This is a genomic window from Streptomyces sp. NPDC088147 (genome assembly GCF_044741565.1).
Taxonomy (GTDB): domain Bacteria; phylum Actinomycetota; class Actinomycetes; order Streptomycetales; family Streptomycetaceae; genus Streptomyces.
Genome location: NZ_JBIUSY010000008.1, coordinates 142,009 through 160,233, shown reverse-complemented (window position 1 = coordinate 160,233; position 18,225 = coordinate 142,009). Strand labels below are relative to the sequence as shown.

Annotated in this window: 12 protein-coding genes; 8 read left to right on the top strand and 4 right to left on the bottom strand. The window is 72.8% G+C overall.

From position 1 onward, the window contains the following. Nucleotides 1–96: 96 nt before the first annotated feature. Together ACIOGX_RS26955 and ACIOGX_RS26950 are read left to right on the top strand one after the other, a co-directional pair. Nucleotides 97–1,002 carry an NADP-dependent oxidoreductase gene (locus tag ACIOGX_RS26955; RefSeq protein WP_383964448.1) on the top strand — a complete coding sequence of 302 codons (906 nt, stop codon included), beginning with the start codon at nucleotides 97–99 and terminating at the stop codon, nucleotides 1,000–1,002. 48 nt (nucleotides 1,003–1,050) lie between these two features. Further along, nucleotides 1,051–1,794: a ribonuclease H gene (locus tag ACIOGX_RS26950; protein WP_356513526.1), complete on the top strand. Its 744-nt coding sequence runs from the start codon at nucleotides 1,051–1,053 to the stop codon at nucleotides 1,792–1,794. A 109-nt stretch (nucleotides 1,795–1,903) separates the two neighbouring features. Here ACIOGX_RS26950 and ACIOGX_RS26945 read toward each other — a convergent pair whose 3' ends face one another. From ACIOGX_RS26945 to ACIOGX_RS26930, 4 genes are all read right to left on the bottom strand, one after another. Next, nucleotides 1,904–2,872 (bottom strand): PfkB family carbohydrate kinase, encoded by a 969-nt coding sequence (locus ACIOGX_RS26945; protein ID WP_401916980.1) that lies wholly within the window; start codon nucleotides 2,870–2,872, stop codon nucleotides 1,904–1,906. Continuing rightward, complete coding sequence (locus tag ACIOGX_RS26940; RefSeq protein WP_401916977.1) at nucleotides 2,869–4,347, bottom strand: purine-cytosine permease family protein; 1,479 nt, start codon at nucleotides 4,345–4,347, stop codon at nucleotides 2,869–2,871. The genes ACIOGX_RS26945 and ACIOGX_RS26940 overlap by 4 nt, the downstream gene beginning before the upstream one ends. A 109-nt stretch (nucleotides 4,348–4,456) precedes the next feature. After that, nucleotides 4,457–5,449 carry an ADP-ribosylglycohydrolase family protein gene (locus ACIOGX_RS26935; RefSeq protein ID WP_383964438.1) on the bottom strand — a complete coding sequence of 331 codons (993 nt, stop codon included), beginning with the start codon at nucleotides 5,447–5,449 and terminating at the stop codon, nucleotides 4,457–4,459. Continuing rightward, complete coding sequence (locus ACIOGX_RS26930; protein ID WP_401916974.1) at nucleotides 5,446–6,165, bottom strand: GntR family transcriptional regulator; 720 nt, start codon at nucleotides 6,163–6,165, stop codon at nucleotides 5,446–5,448. Before ACIOGX_RS26930 ends, ACIOGX_RS26935 begins: the two co-directional genes overlap by 4 nt. 496 nt (nucleotides 6,166–6,661) lie before the next feature. Here ACIOGX_RS26930 and ACIOGX_RS26925 point away from each other — a divergent pair, with 496 nt between their 5' ends. The 6 genes from ACIOGX_RS26925 to ACIOGX_RS26900 all read left to right on the top strand — a co-directional run bounded on the left by ACIOGX_RS26925 (nucleotide 6,662) and on the right by ACIOGX_RS26900 (nucleotide 18,158). After that, entirely contained in the window at nucleotides 6,662–7,675 is a 1,014-nt protein-coding gene (locus ACIOGX_RS26925; protein ID WP_356513536.1) for a ketoacyl-ACP synthase III family protein, read from the top strand. Beyond that, the gene (locus ACIOGX_RS26920; protein WP_129766497.1) at nucleotides 7,672–7,941 is read left to right on the top strand and encodes an acyl carrier protein; all 270 of its coding nucleotides are present in this window, start codon (nucleotides 7,672–7,674) and stop codon (nucleotides 7,939–7,941) included. The genes ACIOGX_RS26925 and ACIOGX_RS26920 overlap by 4 nt, the downstream gene beginning before the upstream one ends. Beyond that, nucleotides 7,925–9,196: an acyl-CoA dehydrogenase family protein gene (locus ACIOGX_RS26915; RefSeq protein ID WP_356513538.1), complete on the top strand. Its 1,272-nt coding sequence runs from the start codon at nucleotides 7,925–7,927 to the stop codon at nucleotides 9,194–9,196. The genes ACIOGX_RS26920 and ACIOGX_RS26915 overlap by 17 nt, the downstream gene beginning before the upstream one ends. Continuing rightward, on the top strand, nucleotides 9,193–10,272 hold the full coding sequence (locus ACIOGX_RS26910; protein ID WP_383964425.1) for an HAD-IIIC family phosphatase: 1,080 nt from the start codon (nucleotides 9,193–9,195) through the stop codon (nucleotides 10,270–10,272). Before ACIOGX_RS26915 ends, ACIOGX_RS26910 begins: the two co-directional genes overlap by 4 nt. A 181-nt stretch (nucleotides 10,273–10,453) precedes the next feature. After that, nucleotides 10,454–12,361 (top strand): amino acid adenylation domain-containing protein, encoded by a 1,908-nt coding sequence (locus ACIOGX_RS26905; RefSeq protein ID WP_401916970.1) that lies wholly within the window; start codon nucleotides 10,454–10,456, stop codon nucleotides 12,359–12,361. 31 nt (nucleotides 12,362–12,392) lie between these two features. Next, entirely contained in the window at nucleotides 12,393–18,158 is a 5,766-nt protein-coding gene (locus ACIOGX_RS26900; protein WP_401916967.1) for a condensation domain-containing protein, read from the top strand. Nucleotides 18,159–18,225: the final 67 nt, after the last annotated feature.

Below are 18,225 nucleotides of genomic sequence, written 5' to 3'. Positions count from 1 at the left end.
GGCGCCGAACGGCCGCTCCGCGAGATGTGCCGCACAGAGGTGTGCCACAGAGTGGGGGTGGGGGAGGGCGGTACCGAACCGAGAGGACGCGCGGACATGCTGGCAGTGGAGTACGCGGAGTACGGCGGCCCGTCGGTTCTCGGGGTGGCCACCATGCCGGAACCGCACGCCGGTCCAGGACAGGTCCGCATCGCGGTGTACGCCGCCGGGGTGAACCCTGTCGACTGGCGGACGCGGGCAGGGCAGCTCAAGGAACTGATGCCGCAGAAACTGCCCGCGATCCCCGGCAGGGAGGCGGCCGGTGTCGTCGACGAGGTCGGCGAGGGCGTCGACGCGGTCGCCGTGGGGGACGAGGTGTTCGGGCTCGGCGCCGCGACCTCCGCGCAGTTCGCCGTCCTGGACCACTTCGCCCCGAAGCCCGCCTCGCTGGACTGGTCCCAGGCGGGCGGGCTCGCGTTCGGCGCGGAGACCGCGGCGCGCGCCCTGGAGCTCCTCGGCCCGTCCCCCGGACAGACGCTGCTGATCGACGGCGCCGCGGGCGGGGTGGGCAGTGCCGCCGCGCAGTTCGCGCTGGCCGACGGGGTCGCCGTCATCGGCACGGCCGGTGAGTCCAACCACGCGTATCTGCGCTCCCTCGGCGCCGAGCCCACCACCTACGGCCCTGGCCTGCCCGAGCGCGTGGCCGCCCTGGCCCCGGACGGGGTCGACGCCGCGCTCGACACCGTCGGCAAGGGAGGGCTGCCGGACCTGGTCGCGATCACCGGTTCCCCCGACAGGGTGGTGAGCATCGCCGATCTCTCCGCCGCCGAGCACGGCGTACGGGTCACCACCACGGCGTCGGCGTTCGACGCCCTGGCCAAGGCCGCGCGCCTCGCCGACGAGGGAAAGTTCGGCGTCCGTATCGCCGCGGAGTTCACGCTCGCCGACGTGGCGAAGGCCCACGAGATCAGCCAGGGCGGCCACGCCATGGGCAAGGTCGTCCTGCGGCTGACCGGAGTCTGAGACGAGGGCGACGAGGGTGCGGTGCTCGGCCGGCCGCGCGGCACTGGCATGATCGGTGGCATGGCTGAACGCGTTATCGCCGCGTGTGACGGGGCGTCGAAAGGAAATCCCGGGCCCGCCGGCTGGGCCTGGGTCATCGCCGAGGGCGACGGGACCTCCGTACGGTGGGAGGCGGGCCCACTGGGCACGGCGACCAACAACGTCGCGGAACTCACCGCGCTGGAGCGCTTGCTGACGGCCGCCGACCCCGGCGTCCCGCTGGAGATCCGGATGGACTCCCAGTACGCCATGAAGGCGGTGACGACCTGGCTGCCCGGCTGGAAGCGCAAGGGCTGGAAGACGTCCGCGGGCAAGCCCGTGGCCAACCAGGAACTGGTCGTCCGTATCGACGCACTGCTCACGGGGCGCTCGGTGGAATTCCGGTACGTGCCCGCGCACCAGGTGAACGGCGACCGGTTCAACGACTTCGCCGACCGGGCGGCCAGCCAGGCGGCGATCGCCCAGGAAGCCGCGGGCAGCGCGTACGACTCCCCGGAGCCGCCGGCCGCGCCCGACACCGTACGCTCCGGCGGCGCCCGTGGTCGCGCCTCGGGAGCGGGAGCGGGCGGTGCGGCGAAGGCGGCCCCGTCGCGGCAGCGCAGCGCGGGGAACTCGAAGAGGACACTCAACGCCAAGTTCCCCGGCCGCTGCCGTTGTGGGCGCTCCTACGCCGCCGGCGAACCCATCGCCAAGAACCCGGACGGCTGGGGCCACCCGGCCTGCGCCACGGCGACGACGCCCGCCCAGGCGTAGCTGCGCCCGCCCCGGCGTGGCGTCGAGCTTCCAGGGCGCGCGGTCCCGGCGGATGGCGTCGGTGACCGCGCGGCGTCCCGGAGTGGCGGCCGGGAGAACCGGTCGGCCGTCAGCGGTCGTCCGCGCCGAACAGCCGCCGCGCCAGGGGGTCCCCGTCCAGGAACGCCGCCAGTTGCGCGCGGTCCGGCGCGGTGGCGGGGCCGCGGCGCCCCACCGCGTACGCCGCCGCCGCGTTGGCGCCGCGCGCGGCCGTCAGCGGGTCGTGGCCCTGGCCGAGCAGGGCCAGGAACGAGCCGACGTGCGCGTCCCCCGCCCCGTTGCTGTCGACGGCGTCGACCGGGAACCCCGGCACATGCCGCGGCGCCTCGCCGGGCGCCGCCAGCCAGCAGCCGTCCCTGTCGGCCCGTACGAGCACCCCGGCGCCCGGCGCCAGCCGTTCCCGCAGCGCCGCGGCCGCCGTGCGCGGATCCTCGTGGCCGGTCATCAGCCGGGCCTCGCGGGCATTCCCGCTGAGCCAGTCCGTACGGGCCAGGACTGGGGCGAGGACCGCCTCGGGGATGTCGGCCACCAGCGGTGCCGGGTCGAAACAGACCATGATGTCCGCCGGCAGCCCCGCCGCGAAGCGGGACAGCAGCGGGCCGTTGACCGGCATCACCAGCCCATAGCCGGAGAGCTGCACCACATCGCCGGGGAGGAGCCGCGCGGCGACCGCCTCGACATCCGCCCGCGTCAGTTCCGCGTCGACTCCGAAGCTGGTGACGAAGGTGCGTTCGCCGCCGCCGTCGACCAGGGCCACGGTGAAGCCGGTGTCGCCGTCGGTACGGGTGGGCAGCAGCGTTCCGATGTGTTCGGCGGCGAGCGCCTCGCGTACGAGATCGCCGTACGGCCCCGTGCCGTGCAGTCCGGCGAAGACCGCTGCCGTACCGAGACGGCGGGCCGCGACGAGGGTGTTGAAACCGCCGCCCGCGGTCAGTTCCGTGCGTGTGCCGATGACGTCGCCGCCGCGTTCGGGCAGCGCGGGGATCTCGATCACCAGATCGGCGATGACATTCCCGGCGAGGACGAGACGGCCGCTCATCGTCCGGCCTCCTGGAGCCCGGGGGCGACGGGCTCGTCCCCGGTGCCGGCCGCGGCGCCGGTACGGCGGCCGGACAGCGCGTACACCGCCGCGCCGACGGCCATCGAGATCGCCCAGCCCAGCCCGTTCACTCCGAACCAGGTGTCGGAGAGCGGGCCCGCGAACCAGACGTCGGTCTCGCTCGTCGACGCCTCGGTGAAGAGCAGACCGGCCACGATGGCGACGGCCCAGCCGAGGACGGCGGGACGGTGGAAGCCGCCCGCGTACCAGTACCGGCTGGTGCGGGTGGTGTCCATCAGCGCCTCGGAGTCGTACGTACGCCCGCGCAGCGAGTCCACCGCGATGACCCCGATCCAGGCCGAGATGGGTACGGCCAGCAGGGTCAGGAAGGTGGAGAAGGGGCCGTAGAAGTCGTCGGCGATCAGCATGAAGTAGATACCGCCGGCGAACATCAGCACCACATCGAGGGCGACGGCCACCGGGCGCGGCACCCGCAGCCCCAGGGTGATCATCGTCAGTCCGGCGGAGTAGGTGGAGAGATGGTTCGACATCAGCAGTCCGCCGAAGGCCGCGATCAGATAGGGGATCGCCATCCAGGAGGGCAGCATCGCGTTGATGGCGGCGACCGGGTCCGAGGCCGTGGCGAGCGTCGGATCGCCCGCGGAGAGCAGTGAGCCGAGCGAGATCAGCAGCACGAGCGGGATGCCCGCGCCGAACGCCGAGGCCACGATCAGCCGCCTGCCCGGAATCTCGCGGGGCAGATAACGGGCGTAGTCCGCACCCGCGTTGGCCCAGCCGATCCCGGTGCCCGCCGCGATGAAGCCGATGCCCGCGATCACACCGCTGGTCGGACCGGCCGGGGCGTCGAGGACCTCGGTCCAGTCGACGGTGGCGGCCAGGAAGCCCATCACGATCAGATTGAGGACGCCGAAGACGACCGTGGCCCACTTGTTGATCCACATGATGGTGGCGTGGCCGAGACCGCTGATCAGCAGCGTGCAGGCGATGAAGACCAGCAGACAGACGAGTGTGAGCACGGTGTTCCGGCCGACTCCGAACGCGATGCCCAGCAGCGCGAGCAGCGCGTACGCCGCGGTGGTCGTGGTGATCGTCTCCCAGCCGACCCGGCTCAGCCAGGTGATCAGGGTCGGACCCGCGTTGCCCCGCTGTCCGAAGACCGCGCGGGACAGGGTGAGCGCCGGTGCGCCGCCCTTCTTGCCCGCCAGGCTCAGGGCCCCCACCAGCGCGAAGGAGCCGAAGGCGCCGACGACGGCGACGAGCACCGCCTGCCAGATGTTCAGGCCGCGGAAGGCGACGAGGGTCGCGCCGAGCGGGAGCCCGAGGATGCTGATATTGGCGGCGAACCAGGTCCAGAACATCTGGCCGGCCTGGCCGTGCCGCTCGTGGTCGGGGACCGGTTCGATCCCTCGGGTCTCGATGGCACCGACGCGATCGTTCGTCTTCGAAGCGGCCATGACGGAACCTCCTAGCACGGTGCGAAGGGGTGGGTGGGGACAGCGGAGGAGCGGGTTCCCGGGGCAGCAGGGGCCCGGAGGCGGGCGCTGCCCAGAGTCTCGGGGCGGCTCAGCGGAGGGCGAGCAGCCGGGTGGTCAGGGGTTCGAGTGCGAGGGAGTTGACGGTACGGAGCGTCCGGACGGCCTCGGCCGGCAGCGCCGAGAGCCCGGCGACCGATCCGGCGATCGCGCCCGCGATGGCGCCGATGGTGTCGCTGTCGCCCCCGAGGCCGGCGGCGAGCAGGGCGGCGTGCCATGGATCACCGTCGGCCACGGCGAGTACCGCGAAGGCGGCGGGCACCGACTCCTGGCTGGCCACGCTGGTACCGATGAGCGCGCAGATCCGGTCCAGGGCCTCGGCCTCCGGGAGGCCCCGTACCAGCTCCCACGCCCACTCGATCCGGGAGGCGATATCGGCCCCGGCGATCCAGTGTCCGCGACGCGCGCCCGCACGGGCGGCGGCCACCGCGGTGGCGACGGCCTCCCCCAGTGTGCCCCCGCCGACACCGGTGCTGACCGCGGCGGCGACGGCCGACGCGCCCGCGATCCCGATGGTCGTGTCATGCGTGACCTGGCAGGACTCCACGACATGGTCGAGGAAGGATTCCAGCGGTTCGACGGAGAAGGCGATCCCGACCGGGGTGACGCGCATGGCGGCGCCGTTGGTCGTGCCGTACCTTCCCGCCTCCCGCGCCGGTACGCCACGGGCCACCGCGTCCAGAGCGGTCTTGGTGGACGGGCCGAGGAGATCGAAGGAGCCCTTGGCCTTCATCTCCTTCTCCCAGTCGAGCAGCTCCTGGGCGAGGCGCAGCGGGTCGATCCGGCCGCGGCCCTCGTCGATCAGCCGGCCGACGATGACGGCCTGGTCGGTGTCGTCGGTGACGGAGCCGGCCGGCATGCCCGCGCTGACCGGGTTGTCGGGGCGGGCGGCCTCGAAGCCGGTGAGGGTGCCGTAGACCCGTACGACGTCCTCCCGGGACATCACCTGCGTGGGCATACCGAGAGCGTCGCCGAGGGCGAGTCCGTAGTACGCGCCCAGGGCGCGGTCGAGTCGGTCGGTCACAGTCGGTCTCCTCGGCCGGAGCGGACACGCAGTTCGAATCTGGCGGGGTCCAGCAGGCTGGTGACCTGCTCGACGACCGAGCCGTCGGCGGCCCGGTAGACCTGGGCGAGCCGCAGGAAGGACTCGCCCGGTGAGCGGTGCAGGACGGCGGCCTCCGCCGCGTCGAGCCCCCGGACCGACACCAGGCCCTCGCCGGAATCGGTGACACGGCCGGCGGCGATCAGCGCCCGGTTGAGCGAGCCGCCGTCGAGTCCGCGCTCCGGCAGTCCGGAGAGGTCGCCGGTGGCGGGGACCCTGCTGTGTTCGAGCGACACGCCCTGTCCGTCGGCGAGCCGTCTGACCCGGTCCAGGGCGATGAACGCGCTCGACGCGAGCCCCAGTTCCTCGGCCAGCTCCCGGTCGGTCACCTCCTCGAAGCGGAGGGTCTCGGTCGTCAGCTCGGTGCCCTGCTCGGCGAGTGCCCGCGTCCAGCCGAGGCGGTTGTCCAGTGGCGTCCCGTCGAAGGTGACGAACGAGCCGATCCCCGCGTGGGTGGAGATCAGCCCCTCTTCACCGAGGACCTGGAGCGCCTGCCGCAAGGTGGTGCGGCTGACGCCGAACCGCTGGGTGAGTGCGTGCTCCCCGGGCAGTCTGCTGCCGTCGGTGTGGACGCCGGCGCGGATCTCGTCGGCGAGAACGCGGGCGATGCGATGGTGCTTGTGTACCTGTCCAGGCATGTCTAGAAGGTAAGCGGACAGGTCCCTTCCGGTCCAGGGCTCACGGAGATTTTCTTTCGCCCCGCACGGCGTCGGCCCGGACGCGGCGCCCGAAGGAAGGGTGAGCATTCGGCCACAGCCAAATCGCCCAGAAGTGATTTGGGTCACAGTCCAGCCCCGGGGGAGTGTGTCGGCCGGAAAGTGCCGTCCCTCGCGGGCGTGTGCGCGAAAGGGGGCTGTCCTGGCCCCCGGTGACGGATGTCATGGCCGGGCGTGATGTATGTCAGGAAATGGACGCTCTCGTTCCTCATTTCGATGTGACCTGCGTCATATGACCCGGGGTTGGGTCGGTGCTTACATCCGACCGCACGGTGTGGTGATCGGTCCAGCGAACACAGCCCGTGGGCTGTTCCCGCCGCTCTCCCCAACTCCTTTGCCCGGCAGCGCCGATGGTCAGTACAGCGCCGATGCTCAGAAGCCCAGGATTCCCGCCACTCAGGACCGAGAGGGAGCGCGCGTGACCGATCCAGCCGAGCGCGGTGACACGGCACCGCTCGCCGTACGCGAGGCCGCCTGGTATCTGCCGGAGCCGGTCGTGCCGGTCGGCGGACTGGCGGCCTGGGACGAGACCGAACTCCGCACCCGCGGCAGCCTGGGGATCGACACCGTACGGGCGGACGACCGGGTGAGCGCGGTGGACCTCTGCGAGCACGCCGCGCGCCGTGTGCTCGACCGCTCCGGGGTGGACGCCCGGGAGCTGGGAGCCCTGATCATGGTCGAGTCACGGGCACCGGAGACCCTGCTCAGCTCCGAGGTGACCCGGCTGCAGCATCTGCTCGGTGCCGGTGCGGCGACGGCCCTCACGGTGGGCGGGCTCGGCTGTGTCTCGATCAGCGCCGCGCTGATCACCGCCCGCGGACTGCTCGCCGGGGACGCCGCGCTGGACAACGTCCTGGTCGTGCACGGCAGCAAACCGGCCGCGGCGGTGCGTTACCGCCATCCCGTGACGATCAACGGCGACGGCGGGCAGGCACTGCTGCTCTCCCGCCGCGGGCCCGTCCGGATCCTCGACATCGCGCAGCGGACGAACGGCCAGTACTGGGACCTCTTCCAGGTGAAGTACCGGGACCGGCCCACCGCGCAGTGGCGCGAGGAGTGCGGCGACCCGGCCACCTACTCCTTCCGGCTCGCCATGGAGACACGCGGCGCGCTCGCGGCGATGCTGCGCGAGGTCCTGGAACGCAACGGTCTGCGCCCGGCGGACATCCGCGGATATCTCAGCCATAACCTGTCCGCCGGCAGCTTCACCTTCACCGAGGAATCCCTCGGCATCGACATCCTGCCCGTCTGCCGGGAGAACCTCCGGCGCTACGGACACCTCGGCTCGAACGATGTCTTCCTGAACCTCTACACGGCCCTGGAGCGCAAGGAACTCGCCACGGGGGACCGCGTCGTACTGATCAATGCCAGTCCGGTAGCCGCCTGGAGTCTGCTGCTGGTCGAGATAGGACCACAGGAGGGTGTGGCGTGAACGGCATCACCGAAGAGGTCACGGAATTCCTGACCGCGGCGCTCCGCCGGCCGATCGGCCCGGACGACGACTACTTCGCCCTGGGCCTCGCGGACTCGCTCTTCGCGCTGGAACTGGTGACCTTCGTCGAGGAGCGCTTCTCGTTCACCGTGGAGGTGGAGGACCTCGACCTGGACAGCTTCCGCACTGCCACCCGTATCACGGAGTTCGTGCTCCGCAAGACCGGGTCCGGCCGGCTGACGGAAACCCATGACCAGGGTGCCTGACGCCGCGCCGCCCGGAGCCGGGCCGCCGGCCGACACCCTGATGCACGACGCGCCGGCGGCCGGCGGCCGGCCGGGGGACGGACAACCCGCCGCCGCGGACGAGTCCTTGGTACACGTGGCGGCCGAACTCGCCGCCCGGGTACGGGGCCCGGCCGCCGTCTGGGACCGGACCGGCGGACTGCCCGGCTCCGTACGCGAGGACATGGCCGCGGCGGGACTGCTCGGCGCCGACCTGCCCCGGAGGTACGGGGGAGCGGGCCTCGGCCCCGCGGCGCTCGGCGAAGTGGCCGCACACCTGGGCGGGGTGTGCAGCGCCCTGCGCGGGCTGCTGACCGTCCAGGGCATGGTCGCGGCGGCGCTGGCGCGCTGGGGCACCCGGGAGCAGCGCGCCCACTGGCTCCCGAGGCTGGCGAGCGGTGAGCTGACCGCGGGCTTCGCGGCCACGGAACAGGCGGCCGGCAGCGCGCTCGGGGCCGTGGAGACCCGTATCGAGGACTCCGGCGACGGCGCGCACATCGAGGTGAGCGGCCGCAAGAAGTGGATCACCTTCGGTGAGGTGGCCGATGTCTTCCTGGTACTGGGGAAGAGCCGCGGCAAGCCCGCCACCGTGCTCGTCGAGGCCGGCCGTACGGGCGTGAGCCGGGAGCCGGTGACCGGCCAGCTCGGTATGCGCGCCGCGCGGATCGCGCATGTGACCTTCGACGCGGTACGGGTCCCCCGGAGCCATCTCGTCGCCCCGCCGGGGCTCGGGCTGTCCCATGTCGCGGCCACCGCGCTCGACCACGGCCGCTTCACGGTCGCCTGGGGATGCGTGGGCATGGCCGAGGCGTGTGTCGCCGACGCGGCCACGCACGCCGCCACCCGCTCCCAGGGCGGCGTGCCGCTCGCCGACCACCAACTCGTCCGGTCGCTGCTGGCCCGCTGCGCGGTGGAGACCGCGGGCGCGCGTGAACTGGCCCGCCGGGCGGCGGAGTTCCGCGCGCCGGGTGCGGGCAGGGGCGTCACGGAGACCATCGTCGCCAAGTACGCGGCCGCCGCTGCCGCCGCCTCGGTCAGCCGCGACACCGTACAGATCCTCGGCTCGGCCGGCTGCGAGCCCGACAGCAGACCGGGGCGCCACTTCCGGGACGCCAAGGTCATGGAGATCATCGAAGGAGCGCAGCACGTGTCCGAACTCCACATAGCCGATCGCCTTCTGCGTCAGTTCGGCACGCCGCCCGCCTCCGCCACACGACACCCCGGGGAGCCGGTATGACGGCGGACCAGGGCGCCCCGGCGCGCGCCCCGCTGACCGCTCCCGCTCCCGTCGTCAAGTGCCTGGTGTGGGACCTCGACGACACGCTGTGGGACGGGGTCGTACTGGAGAACGACGACCCGGAGCCGTTCCCCGAGGCGCTGGAGACCCTGAGCGCACTGGACAAGCGGGGCATCCTGCACGCCGCCGCCAGCCGCAGCGAACACACCGCCGTCACCCGCCATCTGACGGAACGCGGCCTGGACGACTGGTTCTGCGCGGTGCAGGTCGGCTGGGGTGCCAAGTCCGGCGCGCTGCGCCGTATCGCCGAGACCCTCAACATCGGTCTGGACACCCTCGCGTTCGTCGACAACGACCCGGCGGAACGTGCCGAGGTCGAGGCGGCGCTGCCCATGGTCCGCTGCTACCCGGCCGACGAGGTCGGCCGGCTCCCGGACCGCGCCGAATTCCAGCCGGCGCAGGTCACCGAGGAGGGGTCCCGCCGACGCGCGCTCTACCGCACCGAGTGGCGGCGCCGGGAGGCCGAAGAGGAGTTCGGCGAGGACCGGCAGGCCTTCCTCGCCTCGCTCGACCTGGTCATGCGGCTGCGGCCGGCCACCGAGGACGACCTGTCCCGGGCCAGCGAACTGACCGTCAGGACCCATCAGCTCAACAGCACCGGTCTGACCTACGACGCGGACGAACTGCGGGCGCTCAGCGCTTCGCCGGACCATCAGGTGCGGGTGGCGCGGCTCAGCGACCGGTTCGGCGACTACGGGATCATCGGCCTGGCCGTCACCGAACTCACGCCCGCGGACTCGGTCCTGCGGCTGATGCTGATGTCCTGCCGGGTCGCGTCACGGGGAGTGGGCGGCGTCCTCCTCAACCATCTGGTCAGGGAAGCGCTGGCGGAGGGCCGCCGGCCCGTCGCGCACTTCGTGCCCACCGACGTCAACCGGAACATGCTGGTCACGCTCCGGTTCGCGGGGTATCGGCCGGTCGCCACCGAGGAGGGCCACATGGTGCTCGCGGTCGATCAGGACCGTCCGGCTCCGGAGCACCACAGCCATACCCGTGTGATCACCGGCGTGGAGTGAGAAGGGGGAGACGGTGGTGTACAGCGACGCGCGCGACCGCGACGGAGCCGCTGGGCCCCGCGCCCAGGGGACGACCGCGACAGAGCAGGGCACGACCGCGACAGAGCAGGGGCCGACCGCGACCGGACAGGATCCGGTCGTCACTGAACAGGGTGCGACCGAGACCGGACGGAGGCCGATCATGACCGAACACGGGCCGATCCTGGCCGCCTTCCGGCAGCAAGCCGCCCGCTCCCCGGGGACGACCGCCCTCATCGTCGGGGAAGCGGTCCTCACCTACCGCGAACTCGACCACGCCTCGGCCGGGCTCGCCCAGCTCCTGCGGCAGCGCGGCGCGCGGCCCGGCCGGGTCATCTGCATCCGCGTCGAGCAGAGCGCCCTCGCCGTGATCGCGGTACTCGCCGCGCTCCGGATCGGCGCCGCCTGGGCCGCGCTCGAACCCGACCTGCCGGCCTCGCGCGTACGGGCGCTGTTCCGGGACACCGACTGCGCGGTGGTGCTGAACACCGGAGACGACCCGGCCATGACGGGCCTGGCGGACCCGCCGGAGCGGCTCGAAGCCGCCGGACTCCGGATACCCGACCTCATCGAGACGGGCGCGCGCGTCGCCGACGTGGACGAGGGGTACCCGCCGGTCTCCGAGGACGCCCCCGCCTACCTCGTCTACACCTCGGGATCGACCGGGCTCCCCAAGGGGGTCATGGTCAGCCGCGCCCAGCTCGCCGCGTCCATCGGCTCCCGCGCCGGGGTCTACGGCACCGAACCCTCCACCTTCCTGATGGCGATGCGGCTGTCGTTCGACGGCATGCTCGGCGGGATGTTCTGGTCGTTCCGCAACGGCCACACACTGCTGCTGCCCGATCTGCGGCAGCTGAGGCAGGTCCGGGAACTCGCCCGGCTGGCCGGCGCACACCGGACGACCCACCTCATCGTCGTCCCCTCCTACTACCGGGCGCTGCTGGACGAGAGCCGGCTGCTCCCCGATTCCCTGCGGCTGGTGGTGGTCGCGGGCGAGGTCTGTACGCCGGAGCTGGTGCGCACCCACCACGAGCGGCTGCCCGGCGTGCGGCTGGCGAACGAGTACGGCCCCACCGAGACGATCATCTCCTGCACCGTCGAGCCCGACCCGGACGCCTCCCGGCCACGGATCCCCATCGGCCGGCCCTGGCCGGGCGCCGAGGCATGGGTACTGGACGACCGGCTGCGCGAGGTACCGGCCGGGGTGGAGGGCGAGCTGTACATCGGCGGCGCGTTCGTGGCCCTCGGCTACGCCGGACAACCGGGCAGAACGGCCGAGCGGTTCGTCGCGGACCCGTTCGGGCGGCCGGGAGCGCGCCTGTACCGCACCGGTGATCTCGCCCTCGTCGACGAACGGGGCGCGCTGCACTACCACGGCAGAACCGATCTCCAGGTGAAGATCCGTGGCACGCGTATCGAACTGGGCGAGATCGAGAGCGTCCTGGAGCGCCATCCCGCCATCGGCCAGGCGGTGGTGGTCTGCGAACCGGCCGAGGACGACGAACCGCGTCTGACGGCCTTCGTCACGCCCGCCGGGCCCCAGGTCACGCCGCCCGGCGGGATGGTACTGCGTCGGCACTGCCTCGGACATCTGGTGGAACAGGCCGTGCCCACCGTGTTCGTGCCGGTCGCGCGGATGCCGCTGAACAGCAGCGGCAAGGCCGACCGTACGGCGCTCTTGCGCGACCTCGTCGCGGCGGGCGGCCCCGAGGGCGGCGCGGCGGGGGATCCGGCCGACGGCCGGCTCGCGGGCGCGACGCGCGAGAACTCCCCCTGGGAGGCGTGGACCGGCCACCGGCGGAGCGTCGGAGCCATCTGGGCGGCCGTGCTCAGACACTCCGACACCGGGGCCGACGACAACTTCTTCGCGGTCGGCGGCAGTTCCCTCAAGATCATCGATCTGCACGCCCGGCTGAATCAGCGGTGGCCCGGAGTGCTGCGCATGGGAGAGCTGTTCGACCTCATCACCATCTCCGCCCAGGCGGACGCGATCACGAGCCGCGTGGGCACGGGCACGGACACGGACGCTCGGCCGGAAGACCTCACAACCCCGACCGCTTATGAGCTGTGAAGGCAGGGTGCTGCATGAACGGGATGGCGACATGAGCGGGACGGGCACGGCGTACGGGAGCGACGCGACGCGCGAGGACCGCGCGACGCGGGGAGACGCGGTGACGGCGCACGACGGCACGACGCGGGCGCGACCGGCCGTCGCGGTCATCGGCATCGCCACGCGCTTTCCGCAGGCGGACAGCCTCGACGCGTTCCGGGCGAATCTGCGGAACGGCGTCGACTCGGTGCGCCCCATACCGCGGGAACGTGTCGAGTCCACCTGTCTTGACCCCTCCGCGGACTACCCGGAACTGGGGTATCTCGACCGGATCGATCTCTTCGACCATGAGTACTTCGGTCTGTCACGGCGCGAGGCGGAGGTCACCGACCCACAGCACCGGATCGCCCTCGAACTCACCCACGAGGCCCTGCAGAACGCCGGATACGCCCCCTCGGGCCTGCGCGACAGCCAGACCGCCGTGATCTTCAGCTCCCCGAGCAACGGCTACGCGCCGCTGGTCCGCGAGCACGGCACACTGAGCATGATCGGCAACGTCCCCTGCATACTGCCCGCCCGGATCTCCCATATCTTCGGGCTGACAGGGCCCTGTTACGGCGTCGACACCGGCTGCAACGGCTCGCTCGTCGCCGTACACCAGGCATGCCGCGAACTGCGCGACGGCGACGCGGAGTACGCGGTGGCCGGCGGGGTGAGCCTGCGTCATGTCGTCGCGCCCGCCGCGACCGTGGCGGCCTTCCCCGGCATCAGCTCGCCGACCGCCAGATCCCGGGCGTTCGACCACGCCGCGGACGGAGCGGGCGGCGGCGAGGGGGGTGCGGTCCTGCTGCTCACCACCCTGGAGCGGGCGTTGGCGGACGGCGCGTTCATCCACGCCGTGATCCGCGGCAGCGCCGTCGTACACAACGGCCGGCACTCCGCCACCATCAGCACGCCGAGCGCCCGGTCCCAGGCGGAGGTCATCCGCAAGGCGTGGCGCAGCGCGGACCTGGACATCGGGACGGCCGGGTACGTCGAGACACACGGCTCGGGCACCCGGCTCGGCGACGCCATCGAGGCGGAGGGGCTGGCGCTCGCCCGCCCCGGCGACCGCCGCGGCCTCGCGGTCGGTTCCGTGAAGACCAACCTCGGACACCTGGACCACGCCGCCGGAATCGCCGGACTGGTCAAGACGATCCTCAGCGTGCGGCACGGTGAGCTGTACCCCTCGCTGCACTTCGAACGGGCGGCGGACGAGGTCGATCTCGAGGGTGCCCGCCTCGACGTCGTGACATCGCTCCGGCCCTGGCGCGACGAGGTGCGCCGCGCCGGGGTCAGCTCGTTCAGCCTCGGTGGGGTCAACGCGCACTGCGTGGTGGAGCAGGCGCCCGCGACGGCCGTACGGCCGCGTGCGGCGGACACCTGCGCCGACGCGGCCGACGGAGCGGCCGGCGGACCGGACACCGACGCCGCGCGGTTGGTCGGCGTATCCGCCCGTACGCCCGCCGAACTGATCGCCCTGTGCGAACGGCTCTCGCTCGAACTGCGCCACAGCACACAGCCGTTGGCCGATGTCGCCAGAACGCTGAACGAAGGACGGGAGCACCATCCCCACCGGGTCGGCGCGGTCGCCCGCCGGACCACCGAACTGGCCGTCAGACTGGCCGCGGAGGCCACCTGGCAGCGGCTGGACACCCCGGCCACGGCCGCGTCACCGCGGGCGGGCAGGACCGAGGGCCGGTCCGCCGCCGCGCCCCGGGTGGTGTTCCTGTTCTCCGGGGACGCCGACCCCGGCCGGGCGCCGGAGACGGGCCCGCTCCCGGGCCCGCTGCCCGAGCGGCTGCCCGTACCGGCCGACCGCGCCACGATGGTGCGGGGCCAGCTCGCCGCGTACACCCGGCTGACCCGGGCCGGAGTGGCCCCCGACGGACTGATGAGTTCCGGGATCTCCCGGTATACCGTCCGGCATCTTCGGGACACCCTGACGCCCGCCGACACCGCGACGCTGGAGCGGGCGACGAGCGGCCAGGACCCGGCCGTGGCCGGGAAGGCGCTCCGGCTGGAACAGCTGAGGGCGGCGGCGGACGAACAACTCGCGGGCGGACCCGTCGTGTTCGTGGAGCTGGCGGCCCGTGGTGAGCTGGGCGAGCGGCTGGCGGAGTATCTGCACGGCCGCGCCGGTGCCTCCGTCCTCACCCTGGACTCCGGCACGGACGGGGTGTGCGACGTGCTCGGGCACCTCTACGAGCTGGGGTGGGACCCCGACTGGTCCGCGCTGACGGTGGCGGCCGGTGAGCGCGGGGGCGGCGCCGGACACCGGGTCCCGCTGCCCGGCCACCGGCTCAGGGGCGTCCGCTGCTGGGCGCGGCCCGTCGGCGACATCATCTCCTTCGAGGGCTTCGGAGCCGCCGCGCCGGCGACGAGGGCCGCCGAGGCGGTGCCGCCCCCGGCGCCCGCCGGTGAACCCGTCCACGTCCCGGCGCCCGCCGGCGCCCCCGGGCCTGTTCATGTCTCCGCGCCCGCGCACGTTCCCGCGCCCAGGGCCGTTCCGACATCCGCTCCGGCGTCCGCTCCGGCTCCTGTGCCCGCGGCCCCCGAGTCCCCCGTACCCGCGCCGGTGTCCGTGCCCGCCGACCCCGCACCCGCCGCGCCCGCGCGGTCGTCCGGGCCCGGTCCGAGTGCGCCGGCCGGACCGCAGACAGTGCTGAGCTGGCTCCGGGAATCCCTCACCGACCTGCTCCGCGCGGACGAAGTCCCCGCCGACGCCGACTACTTCGCCATCGGCGGGAACTCCGTCATCGGGCTCCAGCTCGTCCAGGGGATGGAGCGGCGCTACGGTGCCCACCTCAAGCTGGTCGACATCTACGACCATCCCGTCGTCGGCGACCTCGCCGACGCCCTCTCGGCCCGGCTGCCGCAGGCCCCGCCGGAAGACGGGACACGGCCGGAGCCGTCGGCCGCGGTGCCCGCCGCCCAGGACGACGGCCACGCGCTGCCACCGATCCTCCCCGGCGAGGAACTGGTGCTGTCGTACGGACAGGAACGCATGTGGTTCCACCACCAGCTGGACCCGACCACCACGCTCTACAACCTGCCCGGCGTCTCACGCCACCGCGGCCCGCTGGTTCCCGACGCCGTCCGGCTCGCCTGGGAGGATCTCGCCCAGCGGCACGAGACCCTGCGGTCCAACTTCGTCGAGGCCGACGGACGGCCACGGCTCGTGATCCGCCCGGAGCTGGGCGACTTCTTCCGGTACGAGGACGTCACCGGCGACCCGGACCCCGAGGCCGCGGCGCGCGCGATCATCAGGACCGAGACCGGCTGGGTGTTCGACATCGCCCGTGATTCGCTGGTCCGGGTGACGCTGGTACGCGTCGCGCACGAGGAGTATCTCTTCTGCTGGGCGATGCACCACGCGGTCAACGACGGCTGGGCACCCCAGATCCAGATGAAGGAGTTCCTGGCGTTCTACACGGCCCGGCTGGAGGGCCGCGTACACCGGTTCGACCCGCTGCCCGTGCAGTACCGGGACTACGCGCGCTGGCAGCGGGAACTGCTGGAGGGCTCCCGGCTCGACGGCGAACTCGACTACTGGCGCGGGCGGTTGAACAATCCCCCCGCCCTCGCACTGCCCACCGACCGGCCGCGTGCCACACGCATGGACTTCGCCGGGGCGTCCCACGGGTTCACCCTCCCCGGTGACCTGGTCAACGGACTGAGGGCCGTGGGCGGCAGGGAGACCGCCACGCTCTTCATGGTGCTGCTCACCGGCCTCAAAGTGCTGCTCGCGCGCTGGTCCGGTCAGCGGGACATCGTGATCGGCACGCCGACCATCGGCCGCAGCCGCCCCGAACTGTGGGGTCTGCTCGGCTTCTTCAACAACACCATCGCCCTGCGCTCCGACCTCTCCGGTGATCCGACCTTCCGGGAACTGCTGCGGCAGGTGCGGGGTGTGGTGCTGGGCGCGCTGGACCATCAGGAGATCCCGTTCGACAAGATCGTGCGCGAGGTCGCACCGGAGCGTGATCCCAGCCGGAACCCGATCTTCGACGTGATGTACGTCCACCAGACGCTGCCGGCGGGCCTGGCGTTCGGCGAGGACCTGTTCGGTGCGGCCGGGCACGAGGACACCGGTCCCTACTTCCCCGGACTGCCCAAGGGCACGGCCAAGTTCGACCTCACGGTGGTCGTCGCCGAGCGGGCGGGCGAGGAATCACTCGACGTGGTGATCGAGTACGCCACACAGCTCTTCGACGCGGGTACGGTCGAGGCGCTGTCGGCATCGCTGACCGAGCTGTTGCGCGCCGTCGCGGCGGACGAGGACACCCCGTACGGGGAGATTCCCGTCCAGCCGGCCCCTGCCCAGCGGACTGCCGGCGTCCCGATCGTCACCGATCCGTTCGTCACCGATCCGTTCGTCGCCGAACCGACCGTCACCGAGCCGACCGTCGCCCCGCCGACCGTCACCGATCCGGCTGTCACCGTGCCGGCCGTCGTCGAGGCCGCCGCCCCGGACCTGCCGGTCCCGTCCGGCGTTCCCGGCGACCCGGTCGGCGTCTGCGTGGAACTGCGTGGCGAGGTGGACGGAGCACGGCTGCGGACCGCGTTCCAGGAACTGGCCGAGCGGCACGCGGTGCTGCGCCCCCTGCGCGGTGACTTCTTCACCGCCGTCGACACCTCCGGCCGCGACGAACCGACGGCCGCCGCACGCGAACTCGCCCTGGCCGAGGGGCGGCGGTCCCTGGACCCGGTGGCGGGCCGCCCGCTGCGCGCGCTGCTGATCACCACGGGCCGCACCGAGCACATCCTTGTGGTGACCACTCACCCCACGGCCTACGACGGAGGACAGCCCGGTGTGTTCTTCCGGGACCTGTTCGCCCTCTACGGCGCACGGCTGCGCGGACACCCGGCGCGTCTGCCCGCACTGCCCGAACTCCCGTTCCGGTACGCGGACCACGCGCGCGGGCAGGACGACTCGCTTCCGCTCGCGGACGGTCCGCTCAACGGCCGGCGCGGTCACTGGAAGCGCACCCTCGCCGGGCTGCACGCCTCCGGCCTGCCCGCCGACCGGCCGCGCCCCCTCGCCGGTACGGGCGCCTGCGCCGCCCACACCTTCCGGGTTCCGGAGGAACTCGCCGTCGAACTGAGCCGGGCCGGGGCCCGGGAGGGGCTGCTCGCGGGCATCGCCACGCTCCTCGCCCTGCGCTCCGAGACCGAAGAGGCGGTCATCGGGCTCACCACGACGCCGGGCCGGGCCCCCGGGGGAACGGGAGACGGCCCGGAGCGGCCCGGCACGGACGAACTGATCGGCGCGTTCGCGCGCACCCTGCCCCTGCGTATCGCGCTGGCCGACGATCCCTCCTACGACCTGCTCACCGAGCGGATCCGCGGGGTGGTCGCGGACGCCGAGAGCCACCGGGATGTGCCGATCGCCGATATCGTCCGCGCGGCCGGCGTGCCCCAGGAACCGGGGCGCGCGCCGCTCTTCGATGTCGTCTTCGCCCACCACCGCCTGCCCGCGGCGCTCGGCTCCGCGGCCGGTGTCGAGGCCGGTGCCGTGCGGTGGCCGGGGGAGGAGGCGGGACGGCTCACCCTGCCCACCGGTACGGCGGTCCACGATCTGGCCTGGTCCGTCGTCGAGGGCCCCGAGCCGGGCGCGTTGCAGGTGTCGGTCGAGTACCGCACCGAGATGTTCGACGCCTCGACGGTCACCGCCTTCGCCGACGACCTGGTCGCCCTCGTGCGCGCCGCCATCCGTGAGCCCGACTCGCCCCTGTCGCGCCTGTGGTTCAGCGCCACCGCGTCACTCGCCGACTGACATCCCGGACAGAGCCGAAGGAGATCCGCAACCGTGCGCGAACGCAAGGACAGTGAGCCGGCCATCG